This is a genomic window from Parathalassolituus penaei, assembly GCF_026626885.1.
Taxonomy (GTDB): Bacteria; Pseudomonadota; Gammaproteobacteria; order Pseudomonadales; family Oceanobacteraceae; genus Oceanobacter; species Oceanobacter penaei.
Window position 1 is genome coordinate 153,929 of record NZ_JAPNOA010000020.1, and the last position, 14,681, is coordinate 168,609.

Annotated in this window: 11 protein-coding genes and 1 pseudogene; 5 read left to right on the forward strand and 7 right to left on the reverse strand. The window is 58.6% G+C overall.

The window, feature by feature from the left end:
- Positions 1–17 precede the first annotated feature (17 nt).
- The 3 genes and pseudogenes from OUO13_RS07610 to OUO13_RS07620 all read left to right on the forward strand — a co-directional run bounded on the left by OUO13_RS07610 (position 18) and on the right by OUO13_RS07620 (position 2,142).
- Entirely contained in the window at positions 18–968 is a 951-nt protein-coding gene (locus OUO13_RS07610) for a substrate-binding domain-containing protein (RefSeq protein ID WP_283173270.1), read from the forward strand.
- 118 nt (positions 969–1,086) lie between these two features.
- Positions 1,087–1,492, forward strand: a pseudogene (locus tag OUO13_RS07615) (transposase domain-containing protein); the annotation flags it as partial.
- A gap of 149 nt (positions 1,493–1,641) precedes the next feature.
- Positions 1,642–2,142 (forward strand): ATP-binding cassette domain-containing protein, encoded by a 501-nt coding sequence (locus OUO13_RS07620; RefSeq protein WP_283173271.1) that lies wholly within the window; start codon positions 1,642–1,644, stop codon positions 2,140–2,142.
- Positions 2,143–2,950: 808 nt separating this feature from the next.
- On the opposite strand, the gene OUO13_RS07625 is transcribed toward OUO13_RS07620, so the two are convergent.
- The 6 genes from OUO13_RS07625 to OUO13_RS07650 form a co-directional block, all read right to left on the reverse strand.
- Positions 2,951–3,955, reverse strand: coding sequence for a substrate-binding domain-containing protein (locus tag OUO13_RS07625; RefSeq protein WP_283173272.1), 1,005 nt, complete (start codon positions 3,953–3,955; stop codon positions 2,951–2,953).
- Positions 3,952–6,567, reverse strand: a complete 2,616-nt coding sequence (locus OUO13_RS07630) for an ATP-binding protein (protein WP_283173273.1) — start codon at positions 6,565–6,567, stop codon at positions 3,952–3,954. The genes OUO13_RS07625 and OUO13_RS07630 overlap by 4 nt, the downstream gene beginning before the upstream one ends.
- Positions 6,561–7,298, reverse strand: coding sequence for a response regulator (locus tag OUO13_RS07635; protein WP_283173274.1), 738 nt, complete (start codon positions 7,296–7,298; stop codon positions 6,561–6,563). Before OUO13_RS07635 ends, OUO13_RS07630 begins: the two co-directional genes overlap by 7 nt.
- A 139-nt stretch (positions 7,299–7,437) precedes the next feature.
- Entirely contained in the window at positions 7,438–8,751 is a 1,314-nt protein-coding gene (locus OUO13_RS07640) for a TRAP transporter large permease (protein WP_283173275.1), read from the reverse strand.
- The gene (locus OUO13_RS07645; RefSeq protein ID WP_283173276.1) at positions 8,751–9,275 is read right to left on the reverse strand and encodes a TRAP transporter small permease subunit; all 525 of its coding nucleotides are present in this window, start codon (positions 9,273–9,275) and stop codon (positions 8,751–8,753) included. Before OUO13_RS07645 ends, OUO13_RS07640 begins: the two co-directional genes overlap by 1 nt.
- 5 nt (positions 9,276–9,280) lie before the next feature.
- Positions 9,281–10,258, reverse strand: a complete 978-nt coding sequence (locus tag OUO13_RS07650; protein WP_283173277.1) for a TRAP transporter substrate-binding protein — start codon at positions 10,256–10,258, stop codon at positions 9,281–9,283.
- A gap of 339 nt (positions 10,259–10,597) precedes the next feature.
- Between OUO13_RS07650 and OUO13_RS07655 the strand changes: the two genes are divergently transcribed.
- A complete protein-coding gene (locus OUO13_RS07655) occupies positions 10,598–11,929 on the forward strand; it encodes an ABC transporter substrate-binding protein (RefSeq protein WP_283173278.1) in 1,332 nt (443 codons plus the stop codon).
- Between the two features lie 32 nt (positions 11,930–11,961).
- Here the strand turns inward: OUO13_RS07655 and OUO13_RS07660 are convergent, their stop codons facing one another.
- A complete protein-coding gene (locus OUO13_RS07660) occupies positions 11,962–12,777 on the reverse strand; it encodes a class II glutamine amidotransferase (protein ID WP_283173279.1) in 816 nt (271 codons plus the stop codon).
- Positions 12,778–12,927: 150 nt separating this feature from the next.
- Here OUO13_RS07660 and sbmA point away from each other — a divergent pair, with 150 nt between their 5' ends.
- Entirely contained in the window at positions 12,928–14,202 is a 1,275-nt protein-coding gene (sbmA, locus tag OUO13_RS07665; RefSeq protein WP_283173280.1) for a peptide antibiotic transporter SbmA, read from the forward strand.
- Positions 14,203–14,681: the final 479 nt, after the last annotated feature.

The window sequence follows — 14,681 nt, forward strand, 5'->3', positions numbered from 1 at the left end:
TTAACCGGCCGGATCAGTTGTCGGCGGGACTGCGCCGACACATTCTCAGTGAATGCCAGCGTCTTGGTTATTACGGCCCCAATGGCACGGCTCGCAGCTTGCGAACCGGCCGTTCTGGCATTGTCGGTATCGTGCTGTCGGATAACCTCACCTATAGCATGACCGACCCGGTTGCCAGCGAATTCCTGCAGGGGGTTGCCCATGAGTTTGATGAGCAACAGATTCATATGTTACTGCTTTCCAGTGCCACCAGTGCGGATGGTCGAGCCGCCAACATCCCGGATAGTATGGTGGACGGTTTCATTATTTATGGTGCGCCGGGTGATCCTGGTGTGCTGGCGCGTATCTTTCAGCAAAACAAGCCGGTCGTGACGGTTGATTTCCAGTGTGAGACGTTTCCGGCGGTGCATGTCAGCAACTATGAAGGCGCACTGGAGAGTGCCCGTCATGCCTTGCAGCGGCAACCAGAGCAAGTTGCCATCCTCGGGTTGCGATTGATTGATACCGACCGGGTTTGCCGCATCAATGAGGATGACCTGCTGGACGAAGATGCCTCGGTATCGATTCAGCGTTTGCGTGGCTATATGCAGGCCCTTGCGGAACATGACCTGACGCTGGGAAATAACTGGATATGGAATATCCCGGTTAACAGTTTGCGCCATGCCCAACAGGCCGCTCGTGAGGCCTTGATGAGTTATCCACAACCGGATCTGCTTTTGTGTATGAGTGATCGTATTGCCCAGGGGGCGATTATGGTTGCCCAGGAACTGGGTATTTTGATACCGGACAGGTTACGGCTGGTGGGTTTTGACGATATACCGGAGGCCAGCGTGATCAGTCCATCACTGACAACGGTACATCAGCGTAGCTCTGACAAGGGGCGTCAGGCGGCTCGGCTGTTTCTGGGGCTGCAATCCGAACCCCAGGAAGTATTGACCGAACTGGTGGTGCGGGAAAGTTGTCCCTGAGTGATTTGAAGGCCGCAACAATAAAGTCCCGGCAATGCTGTTCACTTAAGCGATTTGCTCATCTGATCAGTATCAGGAAATTCCGATGTCAGACCATGACATCGGATTTTTTATGTCCATTCAGCAAGATCTCCTCGACCTCGACGAACTCTTTAACTTCTCTGATCTGAGTACCTTTACCCAGAACATCCCCGTTGAAGAGATTGAGTCGGCGCTGCGATTAAGCAACAAAGCCACCATTCGACGTCGACGCCTTCCCTCTGAACAAATGCTCTGGCTGGTTCTGGGTATGGCACTATTCCGTGAACGAACCTGTTCATGAAGTGGCTCGGCGCCTGAATCTGTGCGCCGAAGGACTGGTTTCAGACAGCCTGCTGGCGCGTAGCGGCATCACTGAAGCCCGTAAGCGACTGGGTGCCGACCCGGTCGAATGGCTGTTCCGGCAGACCGGCGAGGTCTGGGCAAAGGAACGCCACAGCGGTGATGATTGGCACGGGCTGCAAGTCATGGCGGTCGATGGCGCGGATGACCGATTGATCGAGATGACGGTCTCCCTGCAAGCCCGAAAGAAACACCCGGAACTTCCTGCTGTATGGCAGGCACGAGAAATCCGTTATATCACCAACGGCAAAGAGAAGGTGTTGCTGACTTCACTGCCGATCGGATCGCCGTGATGAAAGACGGCATCGTCCAGCAGTTCGGCACCCCGCAGGAAATCTACGACAACCCGGCCAACCAGTTTGTGGCGGGCTTTATGGGGTCTCCGGCGATGAACTTCATCCCGTGCCGTCTGGTTGGCAAGGGCACTGAAATCATGGCCGAAGTACAGGATGCCTTCGGCAGGGTGCAGTACCTGCCGGTTCCGAATCCACGGGCGCTGGCCAGCATGAGTGGCAAGGATGTGATTCTGGGCCTGCGTCCGGAAAAGATCACCGAACCACTGCAGCACAAGGAACAGGAACCGCTGATTAGTCATCTGCAGTTGAAAGTGCTGGTGACCGAACCAACCGGTGCCGACACCATGCTGGTGTCTGAGCTGAATGGCGAACAGGTTGACTGCCGCGTTGGCCCGCGTTTTGGCGTCAAGCCGGGTGAAATCACCGATCTGATGCTGGATATGAGCCTGGCGGTGTTTTTTGATCCACAGACAGGTGCGCGTCTCGACCGCGCCTGATGTTCTGATACCCCGGCGGGGGTTACCCGCCAATGACTTATCTCACCAGTCTTGCCCGCCTTCTTGCTCAGGAGTGCGGGCTTTTTTTGGTCTGGCGTCTGGGGCTACTCGGCTTGTTAATTGGCCACGCCGCTTGCCCTCTTGGGGGACCTTGTCACCCGGCCGGGCGGGCCTCCCCCTGCTTTTGCCCGCTGGGCTCGTGAATCCGGAATTCACCCACTCGGCCGTTTCGACCCCGACCCGATGGCACGTCCCTGTGCCAACGGGTCTGGCGGGGCATCCATGCCCCGGCCGGGTCGGGCCTCGGTGTGAATCCCGGCTCGCCCAATGGGCATTCGGCAGCCAGCTGCGCTGGGTTAAAGCGGTGTGTGGGTGGATGCTGTTCGTCTGGCGTCTGGCGTCTGGCGTCTGGCGTCTGGCGTCTGGCGTCTGGCGTCTGGCGTCTGGCGTCTGGCGCTTCGCGGCTACTCGGTTTGTTAATTGGCCTGGCTGCTTGCCCTCTTGGGGGACCTTGTCCCCCGGCCGGGCGGGCCTCCCCCTGCTTTTGCCCGCTGGGCTCGTGAATCCGGAATTCACCCACTCGGCCGTTTCGACCCCGACCCGATGGCACGTCCCTGTGCCAACGGGTCTGGCGGGGCATCCATGCCTCGGCCGGGTCGGGCCTCGGTGCGAATCCCGGCTCGCCCAATGGGCAATTGGTGGCCAGCTACGCTGGGTTAAAGCGGTGTGTGGGTGGATGCTGTTCGTCAGACGTCAGACGTCAGACGTCAGACACCCGACACCCGACACCCGACACCCGACCCGCCTCTTACCAGGTCTGAAATTGCCCGACGTTTTCGCGGGTGATGAGTTCGGACGGTAACAACAATTCGCCACGTTGGGCGGTTTGGCCTTGCAGTTGGGCGAGGCCTTCGCGGATGGCGGTGCGGGCCATGGCGTCGGGGGATTGGCTGGCGGTGGCGATGAGCAGGCTTTGCGGGTCTTGCAGGTGTTGGCGGGCGATGGGGGAGCCGTCGACGGATACCAGTCGGAATTGGCGGCCGGAGAGGCTGGCGGCCTGTTCGGCGCCGAGGGCGGTGGGGTCGTTGATGGCGAAGGCGCCGTCGATGTCGGGCCAGGCGGTGAGCAGGTGGGTCATGACTTCGAGGCCACCCTGACGGCTGCCGCCGCCATTACGGTCGTTGGATAACACTTCAATGGCCGGATGTTGTTGCAGCCGTTCCATACAACCGGCCACCCGTTCGATCACGGAGGCTACCGGTGGGCCGTTGAGGATCACCACCTTGCCATGAAACCCGAGCTGTTCGGCCAGATACTGGCAGGCGATTTCCCCGGCCTGGCGGTTGTTGGTGGTGATCGACAGGTCGGCCCCGACGGCGGCAACGTCAATGGCAAGCACTGGAATCGAGGCGCTGCGGGCGCGGCTGATGGCTTCGGTGAGGCCGTGGGGGCTGTTGGCGACCACCAGAATCAGGTCCATATGCTGCTGGATAAAGGCATCAATCTGCTGGATCTGGCGCTGTTCATCGTAGGCGCTCGACACCATCTGCAAACTGACGGTGCCGTTGTAGAGGCGTTTGGCTTCGTCTTCAGCACCACGGGCTATTTCGATAAAAAACGGATTACCGAGGTCCGAAACACTCAGGCCGATATGCAGCGGTGCGGATGCGGATGCGGATGCGGGTGCTGTTGGTGTTGGTGTTGGTGTAGCGGCGGAGGTTGCCGCCGCTGCCGGGTTATCGGCCCACACTGGTACGCTGCTGGCGAGCAGGCTGGTGAGTGCCAGCGCCAGCCATGAACCGGCCTTGTTCATACAGGACTCCCGTTTTCCAGACAGTCACGAATTACCGTGGCCAGTTGCTGGCGTTGAAAAGGTTTGGGTAACAGCGGCTGCGGGTTGATGCCATAACGCTGCTGCAGTTGCTGGGCATTGAGGCCCGAGGTCAGCACCACCGGCAGCTGTGGATACGTATCGGCCAGCTGCTGGCGCAGGCTCAGGCCATGCTGACCCGCCCCAAGGTTGATATCACTCAGCACCAGACTGACCTGCAGGCCGTTGGCGAGTGTCTGTAACGCCTGTTCGGCCGATGTCACATGGACACATCCGTAACCGAGGCTTTCAAGCTGTTCGATGGTGGCGAGTGCTACCTGTTCATCGTCTTCAACCAGCAATAAGTGGGCAGACAAGGCGGTGGGCCCGTTGTTGTCAGTGTTGGTTGCGGGTGTGGTGGCTGTCTGCCGACTGGCGGGCAGTTGCGGCAGCAGGATGCTGATGCGGGTGCCTTTACCGACTTCGCTGTTGATGTGGATATCGCCGTGCGACTGCTTCACAAAACCGTACACCATACTGAGGCCAAGGCCGCTGCCTTCACCAATGTCCTTGGTGGTGAAAAACGGCTCAAACACCCGTGCGAGGAGTTCGCGTGGAATCCCGCAGCCGGTGTCGGTAATACGGATATTGACCCAGCCACTGCCGTTGCGCTGGATACAACGGCTGCTGATGCGCAGGCTGCCGCCGTCGGGCATGGCGGCGCAGGCGTTGATGGCGAGGTTGAGCAGGGCGTTTTCGAGCTGGCTCGGGTCTACCTCGACTTCAGCACCCCGGCTGTTGAGGTCGAGTTCGAGTTTTACCGGATCGGCGATGCTGTATTCAAACAGGTCGTCCATGCCGCGAATAAGGTCATCGACGTGGATCGGTTTGGGTTCCAGCTGCTGTTTACGGGAAAACGCCAGTAATCGCCGGGTGAGGTTATTGCCGCGCTCGGCCGCCGCCAGTGCCCGCCGTACCCGTTTGAGGGCACGGCTCTGGTCATCGGGGTCGCTAAACAGGCCGGTGCTGATGCTGTCGTCGAGCAACTGCAGGTTGCCAAACATGGCGGCCAGCAGGTTGTTGAAGTCGTGGGCAACACCACCGGTGAGCTGTCCCAGCACTTCCATTTTCTGGGCCTGACGCAACTGTGCTTCGATGGTCTTGCGTTCGGTCACATCGGTATAGAGGGTTACAAAACCGCCGGTGGGTAACGGGCTGGAGCGGAACTCCACCTCGCGGCCATCACTGAAGTGGCGTTCAAAGCGCAGGTTGCTGCTCTGGCGCTGGCGGTTGATCTCGTTCATATCCAGCAGTGTACCCATTTGTGACCAGCCTTCGCGGGCGGCGGCCGGTAACAGGTTATGCAGTTCGGTCAGGGTCATACCCTTGCGGATGCTGTTGGCCGGAATTGCCAGAATCCTGGCGTAGTGCGGGTTCCAGGCCAGCAGGCGGCCTTCGCTGTCGAACACGCTGAGGCCGTCGGTGATGTTGCTGAACACGGTTTCCAGCAGGCGGGTCTGTTCACTGAGGTGGCGGCTGATGCGTTCTTTTTCCACCGCGTTTTCACGGAATACTTCAAAGGCACGGGCCAGTTCACCGAGTTCATCGCGGCGTTCAATCGCTGGGGTCTGCTGTTCTACATTGCCGCTGGCGAGGCGGGTCATCACCGCGGTTACCTGGGTCAGGCCGCGGCCAAGGCTGCCCACAATGGCGATGCCACCACCGGCGGCCAGCAAACACAGCAGGCTGATCAGCAGAATGCCGGTCTGGCCTGAGGTGGCGGTGTGGGCGACCTGACGACTTTCGCGGTTGATGCGCTGGCGGGTCTGGTCAACGAAGTGGGTGACGGCGTTACTGAGCTGTTCGGAAATGGCGCGGGTTGAGGCCAGCAGCCAGGCGCTTTGTTCTTCCTGTTGCAGTTGCTGGCGGCGCAGGCTGGCCAGTGACTGGTGTTCGTCGGAGCACAGCAGTTGCAGTTGTTCGATGTCGTTTTCGTCGGCGACGCTGGCCCTGATCGCGGTCAGTTGCTGGTCACACTGCTGCTGCAGGCTCAGCAGTTCACTGTTGTCGTCGGCGCGGGTGGTCAGCAACAGCAGGTTGACGAGGCTGGTGACCGTGGCGGCATCGCCGTTTATGCGTTGCTGCAACTGATGCAGACGATAACCGGCCTGACGGATGTCCTCGCGGATAAACAGGGTCTGGCGGGTGGTGTTGATGAGGTTATTGGTGTTGCGTTCCAGCTGTTCCAGCAAGGGCTGGAGGTCGGGGCTGGCGGCATCGAGCTGCGGCAATGTGGCGGCCAGCTCCAGTACATGGCGGATTTTTTCTTCGAGGGTCTGGCTCAGGCCCTGCAGCATAAAGGGGCTGCTGACCCCGGCCAGATAAGGGGCCATGGCGGCAAGGTTGGCGGTGCGTTCCGCCAGTTCCAGCGAGCGTGAGATTTCCGGCAGGCTGTGTTGTTCAAAGGCGGCTACCGCCTGTTCGGTATCGTTGAGGCTGCGCCAGCCCATAAAGGCGAGGCCAATGGTGCTGGTGGCCAGCACCAGAAACGCCAGCAACAGGCGACTGCCCGCGCGCAGCGAACGCCAGCGCGCCGGTAACAGCCGATTCAGCACTGGGTCACCGCGGCACAGAAGCTGTAACCAATGCCACGTTCGGTACGGATATAACGCGGCTGGCGCGGGTTCGGTTCAATTTTGCGGCGCAGGCGCAGGGTCAGCACATCAATGGTGCGATCAAACACATCCACGTTCAGGCCGCGGGTGGCTTCCAGCAGCTGGTCACGGCTGAACACGCGGTTGGGGGCCTTGATCAGGGTTTCCAGCAGGCCGTATTCGGCGTAGGTAAGGCCCACCGGTTGGCCATCGGGGTTGAAGAGTTCCCGACTGGTGAGGTCGAGCACCCAGCCATCAAAGGTCAGGCGCTGGTGGCTGTAACTGTCTTGCTGACGACTGACCGGAATACTGAGCTGGGTGGTGCGGCGCAACAGGGCTCGCACCCGCGCCAGTAACTCGCGGTTGTTGAAGGGTTTCATCAGGAAATCGTCGGCGGCCAGTTCGAGGCCAAGAATACGGTCGGTTTCGTCGCCCTTGCCGGTCAGCATCATGATCGGAATACCGGAATGGCTGCGTAACTGACGCGCCAGCTCCATGCCGTCTTCGCCACGCAGGCGCAGGTCGAGAATCACCAGTGAATGGGCGTGCTGTTCCAGGGCGCTGCGCATTTCCTGACCATTACTGGCGGTCGTGATCTGGAATCCGACTTCTTCCAGCAGGTCTTGTAACAGTTCCCGCATGGATGCTTCGTCATCGACGATGAGAATGCGCTGAGTTCCTCGTTCGGTCATTGTCGAGTGGCCTGTTGTTATTGTGAAAATTGCCAGAGCCTTTCTTATCACAGAACGCCGCAGCAAATGTTTCAATTATTACAGGTGATTCGATGGCCCGGCGCCAGTGGCCGGGCTCATGATGGAACGATCAGGAATATCAGCCCTGGCTGGCCAGCCCCGGTAACCACAGGGCAATGCCCGGAAACAGGCTGATAATCACCGCCGCCACACACATGAGTACAAAAAATGGCATGGCGGCTAGGGCAACCTTGCCAAGTTTTTCGCCGGTCAGACCCTGCAGCACAAACAGGTTAAACCCGACTGGTGGTGTGATCTGGCCAATTTCCACCATGATCACCAGAAACACGCCAAACCAGATCGGATCAATACCGGCCTGTATGACCAGCGGCAGGGTGATGGGCAGGCTCATGACGGTAATGGAAATACCGTCGAGGAACAGCCCGAGAATGATGTAGAACAGCGCCAGAATCAGCAGTAATCCGGCCGGGGTCAGCTGCATGGCACCAATCACCTTGGCGAGGTCCTGGGGAATATGCAGATAACCCACGGCGGTGGCCAGCAGGGCGGCGCAGACCAGAATCGAACAGACCATCACGCTGCTCAGCAGCGCCGAACGCACGGCGTCCTGAAATAACGACCAGCTCAGCTGTTTTTCGAACAGCAGGAACAGCAGGGTCGCGCCGAGACCAACGGCGGCGGCTTCGGACGGTGTGGCCAGACCGCTGTAGATCGAACCAATCACCACCACAATCAGACCCAGTACCGGTGCCAGCAGCGCCAGGCTTTGCAGAAAGGTGACGGTGGATTCCGTGGCAGGCTGACGCGGTGCCTTGTGTGGATACAACAGCGCCTGTACCAGCAGATAACCGGAATACAGCGTGGCGATCAGCAGGCCCGGCAGCACCCCGGCCATAAAGAGTTTGCTGATCGACACTTCGGCCTGAACGCCGTACACAATCATCACAATCGACGGTGGAATCAGCAGGCCGAGGCTACCGGCACCGGCCAGCGAACCAATAGACAACTGGCGGTCGTAACCGCGTTGTTGTAACTCGCGGGTGGTGATTTTGCCCACGGTGGCGGTGGTCGCCGAGCTGGAGCCACTGACGGCGGCAAACAGGGTGCAGCCGAAAATATTGGTATGCAGGATGCCACCCGGAATCCGCCGGGCGAAGGGTTCAAGGCCCTTGAACAGGCGCTCGGAAATATCCGAACGGAAAATCAGTTCACCCATCAGGATAAACAGCGGGATCGCCGACAGTTCCCACGAGTTACCGGCGCGGAACAGAATACGGCTGAGGGTGATACCAATTCGCTGCAGGTCAAAATCGCCCATCCACAGCAGCGATAGCACCGCCACCATCACCAGTCCGGCGAATACCCAGGTACCAAGACCCAGGACAATAAAAATCAGGCCAACCAGCCCGAGGGTCGTCCACAAGGTATCCATTAATGCAGCTCCTGTGGTTCACCATCGAGATAACAGGGAGGCTGGCGGTACAGCGCCAGGCTTAACACCCGCGCCAGCAACGACAGACAGAAAATCACCAGCCCGGTAAGCACCAGGCCTTCGGGAATCCACAGCGGCGTGTTGGCCAGCGAGTCGCTGTGAATATTGCGGCTGAAACTGCGTACCACGTTCTGGCCCCAGAACCAGCTGAGCCAGCCAAACAGCAGCAGACAGGCACTGGATACCAGCAGGTCTATCAGTACGTTGGCGCCTTCGGACAGGCGTCCGGTAAGCATATCCACCCGGATCAGTCCGGCCCGTTCGAGGGTGTAACCCAGCCCGAAAAAGGTCATGGTGGCTACCGCGTACCCGACGAATTCGTTGAGTACAAAGGTCGAGCTGTTGAAAAACCGCATGACGATTTCCAGCAGGATATGGCCAGCCATGTAGATCATCAGGGCACCGGCAATCGCACCGGCCCCCTGATTGATACGTTTCACCAGATGGATATACAGGCGCACCATAAGGCTTACTCGGCGGCCAGTTGTTTGAGGATGTCCTGACCCTGGCCTTTCATGTTTTCCAGCCATTCATCCATCGCCGGTTGGGCCGCCGCTTTCAGACGTGCGGCCATTTCCGGGTTGATGTCGGTTACCAGATTGACCTTGTGAGCGTTCAGTTCGGCGTAGTTCTGGTCGATACGGGTTTTGACGGTTTCCCAGTTGTGAGCGTCGGTGCGTTTGGCGGCTTCGAGAATGGCTTGCTGGCTTTCTTTTGACAGGCCATCAAAGGTCTTGCGGTTCATATGCACCATGTTGAGGGGGATGGCGTAACCGATTTCACTGTAGCTGCTGAGGTGTTCCCAGAAGCTGCTGTTGGCTCCGGCTTCGGCCGAGGTCAGTACCGCGGAAATACCACCGGTCGACAGCTGTGGCACTACATCACCCCAGGACAACATCACCGGCGCGGCGCCCACATCCTTGAAGGTCAGGGTGCCGTTTTTGTCGAAGGTGCGGATTTTCAGATTCTGCAGGTCTGCCACCGAATTCACCGGGGTTTTTGACCAGATACCACTGGCCGGCCAGGGTGAGGCGTACAGCAGAATCTGGTCATTGGCAGCGAACACTTTTTCGTACAGGGGTTTGGCAATCTGATACAGCTTCTGGGCGTCATCGACGTTGCTCACCAGAAATGGCATCGACGACAGCAGGAAAATCGGGTCGATACCGCCCATGGTGCCGGCCAGGGTGTCGGCAATCTGGATCGAGTTATCGGCTACTGCATAAAAGTGGTCCGCGGATTTGAAACCCAGTGCGCCGCTGGTATGCAGGGTGATATTCACATCGCCCTTGCTGAGTTCTTTGACCTGTTCGATAAACCAGGCATCGCCCTGGGCGTGGATCGACTTGTCGTTGTATTCGTTGGAGAAGTCGAGGTTGGCGGCCTGACTGGTGGTGGCCGACAGGGCCAGAATCGAGGCGGCGAGCAGGGAATGCAAAGGCAACATGGTGAACTCCTTTTCCCGTGCCATCTGGCCGGGTTGTTGGACAACTTCTGGGTTACTGCCAGAAAACGCCAATTCCTGTGGCGTCTGTTGACTGCCAGCGCTGCCAGCGGCACTGATTCCGCCATTCATCGCGGGTTGGCTCGTATCGGGTTTTCCAATCTGCCCATTCTGGTCTGATAGCCTTTTTACTTTTATGGGTATTGGGCTTCGGGCTATTACGCCACCAAATCATCCAAAAACAGGCCAGATTCCAAGGTGGCTGCTTTACTTACGGAACGACTGTTTCTGGTCGACCAGAGATTCAAACCGTCAGACTGACGTTGTTGTGGAAGGTACAGAATGATTCGGCAGAACAAGGCGTTGTTGCAGGTATTAATGGGCATTCTGTTGTGCTGGGTACTGGCTGGGCCGGTTGCTGCACAGAATAAAACCGAACTGGTGATCGCCACGGTCAACAACGGCCATATGCTGGCGATGGAGCAGTTGTCGCATTTTTTTGAAGAAGCCAACCCGGATATTCATTTGCGCTGGGTAACCCTGGAAGAAGGGGTATTACGTCAGCGAGTCACCACCGATATTGCCACCCGCGCTGGCCAGTTTGATGTGCTTACCATTGGTATGTATGAAGCGCCAATGTGGGGTGAGCGCGGCTGGTTATTGCCGCTGGAATTTGATGACGACTATCGCCCCAATGACCTGTTGCCCACCATCAAGGCCGGTCTGTCCGCCCGTGGCAAGCTGGTGGCTGCGCCGTTTTACGGCGAAAGTTCGATGCTGTTTTACCGTAAGGACCTGTTGGCCGCTGTGGGTAAAACCATGCCTGCCAATCCGACCTGGCAACAGGTAGAAGAAATGGCAGCCGCCATCCATGATCCGGCTAAGGGAGTTTATGGTGTTTGCCTGCGCGGCAAACCGGGCTGGGGTGACAACATGGCGCTGCTGGGCACAATGGTGAATACCTTTGGTGGCCGCTGGTTTGATATTAACTGGCAGCCGCAGATCAACACCGATGCCTGGAAATCGGCAGTCAGTTTTTATATCAGCCTGTTGCAGAATTACGGGCCGGAAAATGCCTCGGCCAACAGTTTTAACGAGAATCTCGATCTGTTCAGTGCGGGCAAATGCGGGATGTGGGTGGATGCCACCGTTGCCGCATCGTTTGTATCTGATCCGGCAATGTCAACCGTGGCGGGCAAGGTCGGATTTGCCCCGGCTCCGGTAGCGGTAACCCCGCGGGGGGCCAACTGGTTGTGGGCCTGGGCGCTGGCGATTCCGTCGTCATCCCGCCAGCAGGACGCCGCCAAACGGTTTGTCAGATGGGCGACGTCGCGTTCCTATATCGAGCTGGTTGGGCGTGAACTGGGCTGGCACCGGGTGCCAACTGGAACCCGTCTGAGTACCTATCAGATTCCGGCGGTAAGGGCGGCGATGCCATTTCTGGATGCCGAGCGTGAAGCCATTGATCGTGCCGACCCGAAACAGTCGACCCTGCAGGCTGTGCCTTACATTGGTATCCAGGTGGTGAACATTCCGGAGTTCCAGCGCATTGGCCTCGAAACCGGCCGCCAGATCAGTGCGGCGCTGGCGGGCAAACGCAGTGTTGAAGATGCCTTGCGTTCGGCCCAGCAGTTTGCCGAGCAGGAAATGAAACGTAACCGTGGCAAACCCTGAGCGCTGATTCGCTCAGGGTTTTATTGGTTTTTTTAGCAGGTTTCCGGGGCTGGGGTGGTTGGATAACGCGGTACATCCACCTGCCCCTGCGCCAGCAGTTCGCCCAGTTGCCACAAACGCCACTCACCGGGCTGGTAACGATCCCATTCCTCGTCGAGGGTGAGGGGCGAGGTTGCAATCAGGGTCACCACATCGGCCGGTGTGGTTTCGGCCGCAAAATCCACCGTCATTTCCGTATCCTGTAACGACGCCGGGCCAAAGGGCGCGCGCCGGGTAATACTGGCCATACGGGTGGTGCAGAAGCTGAATAACCAGTCACCGTTGGTCAGCAGACAGTTAAATACCCCCTGACTGGCGTATTCCTGCGCCAGGCTCACCAGAGTGCTGGCCAGCTGGGTTGGCATGGCGTCACGTGGCAGGTTCTGGCGCACCTGATTCATCAGATCACAGAAAATATCTTCACTGTCGGTATCACCGACCGGTTCATACATGCCCACCCGCCGTACAAAATTCGGCACCTGACCGTTATGGGCAAACACCCAGTAACGTCCCCATAACTCGCGCACAAACGGATGGGTGTTGGCGAGATTCACCGACCCCACGTTGGCCTGACGAATATGGCAGATGGCGGTTTTGCTCTTGATCGGGTGCGAACTGACAAACCGGGCGATGGCCGACGAGGCGCTGGGCTCAGGGTCATGGAAGGAACGCACGCCCTTGCCGTCGTAAAAACTGATACCCCAGCCATCCTTGTGAGGGCCGGTTTCGCCGCCACGGCGGGTCAGGCCGGTGAAGCTGAAACAAAGGTCGGTGGGGGTGTTGGCACTCATGCCGAGCAGTTCGCACATGGGATTTCCCTGAATTCGGTTGCTGGTTGCAGTATAACGCTGTCAGCGGGGTATTTTGTGAGGATCACGGAAACCCTGTGCGCGCCGACAGGTCTGTGTTTGCACTGATCACAGCTGTGTTGGTATTTCCCGGATTGGAGGGTGTTAAACGTGTTTGTTTCCTTTTTTATGCGGCCAGGCTGGTTCTTCCTGTCGTTTGCGCTCTGGGCTCTGCTTTGTATCGGCGGCTGGTATGGCTATTTTGCCGATCAGGGGGCGACATTCAGTATCGGTGTGAGTTTTCCGCAGGCGCTGGCGGCGACCGCCGATGAAGCGGCGCAGGCCGCGTTTGCTACTGCGCAGTCGGAGGCCAGTGAGTTCTGGTTCTACCAGTACATGCTGGTGGGATATGCGGTGTTTGTGGGCGTCTGGTTGTGGCTGGCCCGTGACCAGCGTTGGTCACGCTGGTCGATTGCCGGTTCGGCGCTGATTGTGTTTATCACCTGGTTCCAGGTGCAGGTCAGCGTGATGTTAAACGAGTGGTACGGCGGTTTTTACGACCTGATCCAGAACGCCCTGGGTAATCCGGGGAAGGTCAGTATCGGCGAGTATTACAGCGAGTTATCCACCGTGGCGGTGATCATCATGACGGCGGTGGCGGTATCGGTGTTTAACCGCTTTTTTGTCAGCCACTATGTGTTTCGCTGGCGCCATGCCATGAACGACTACTACACCTCCCGATGGGGCCAGCTGCGCCAGATTGAAGGGGCATCGCAGCGGATTCAGGAAGACACCATGCGTTTCGCCACCATTGTGGAAGACCTCGGTGTCAGCTTTCTGGAGTCGGTGATGACCCTGCTGGCGTTCCTGCCGATTCTGTGGGGGCTGTCGGCCTACGTTACGGAATTACCGCTGATTGGTGAGGTGCCACAGGCGCTGGTGATGGTGGCGCTGGTGTGGTCGATTGTGGGAACCGCGCTGCTGGCGCTGGCCGGTATCAAGCTGCCGGGGCTGGAGTTCAACAACCAGAAAGTGGAAGCGGCTTACCGCAAGGAGCTGGTGTACGGTGAAGACCACGAACACCGCGCCCATCCGCAAACCCTGTCAGAGCTGTTTGCGGACGTACGCGCCAATTACTTCCGCCTGTACCGCAACTACCTGTACTTCAACGTGGTGCGTTACGGTTATCTGAACGTCGGCCAGTTTGTGCCGCTGATTGCACTGGCACCGGCGATTATGGCAGGGGCGTTTACGCTGGGGATCATGCAGAGGATTCTGAATGCGTTCCGTCAGGTTCAGGATTCGTTCCAGTATCTGGTTAACTCCTGGACCACGATTGTGGAGCTGCAGTCGATCTACAAACGTCTGCGGGCGTTTGAGCGGACGTTGCAGGAGCGTGAAGCGGCGCAGGTAAATGCTGAGCAGTTGCAGGGGCGCAGTTTGTAAAACGCCCGAGACCGGCTTCTGGCGGCTACTCGGCTTGTTAATTTGCCAGGCCTTTTGCCCTGCCTGGGGGACCTTGTCCCCCGGCCGGGCGGCCGTCCCCCTGCTTAGCCCGACTGGGCTCGTGAATCCGGTCTTCACACACAAGGCCTTTTCGACCCCGGCCAGATGGCACATCCCTGTGCCCTGTCTATCGGTGAAAATAGGGCCTTGCCGGGCATCCATGCCCCGGCTGGGTCGGGCCTTGGTGCTTATCCCGGCTCGCCCAGATGGGCAATTAACGGTGGCCAGCTGCGCTGGGTGAAAACGGTGTATTACGCCAGGCTGCTTGCCCTGCCTGGGACCTTGTCCCCCGGCTGGGTCGGGCCTTGGTGCTTATCCCGGCTCGCCCAGATGGGCAATTAAAGGTGGCCAGCTGCGCTGGGTGAAAACGGTGTTGATGATTGTTGTAGTGTGGGCATTTATGCCCACAACAATCGCAC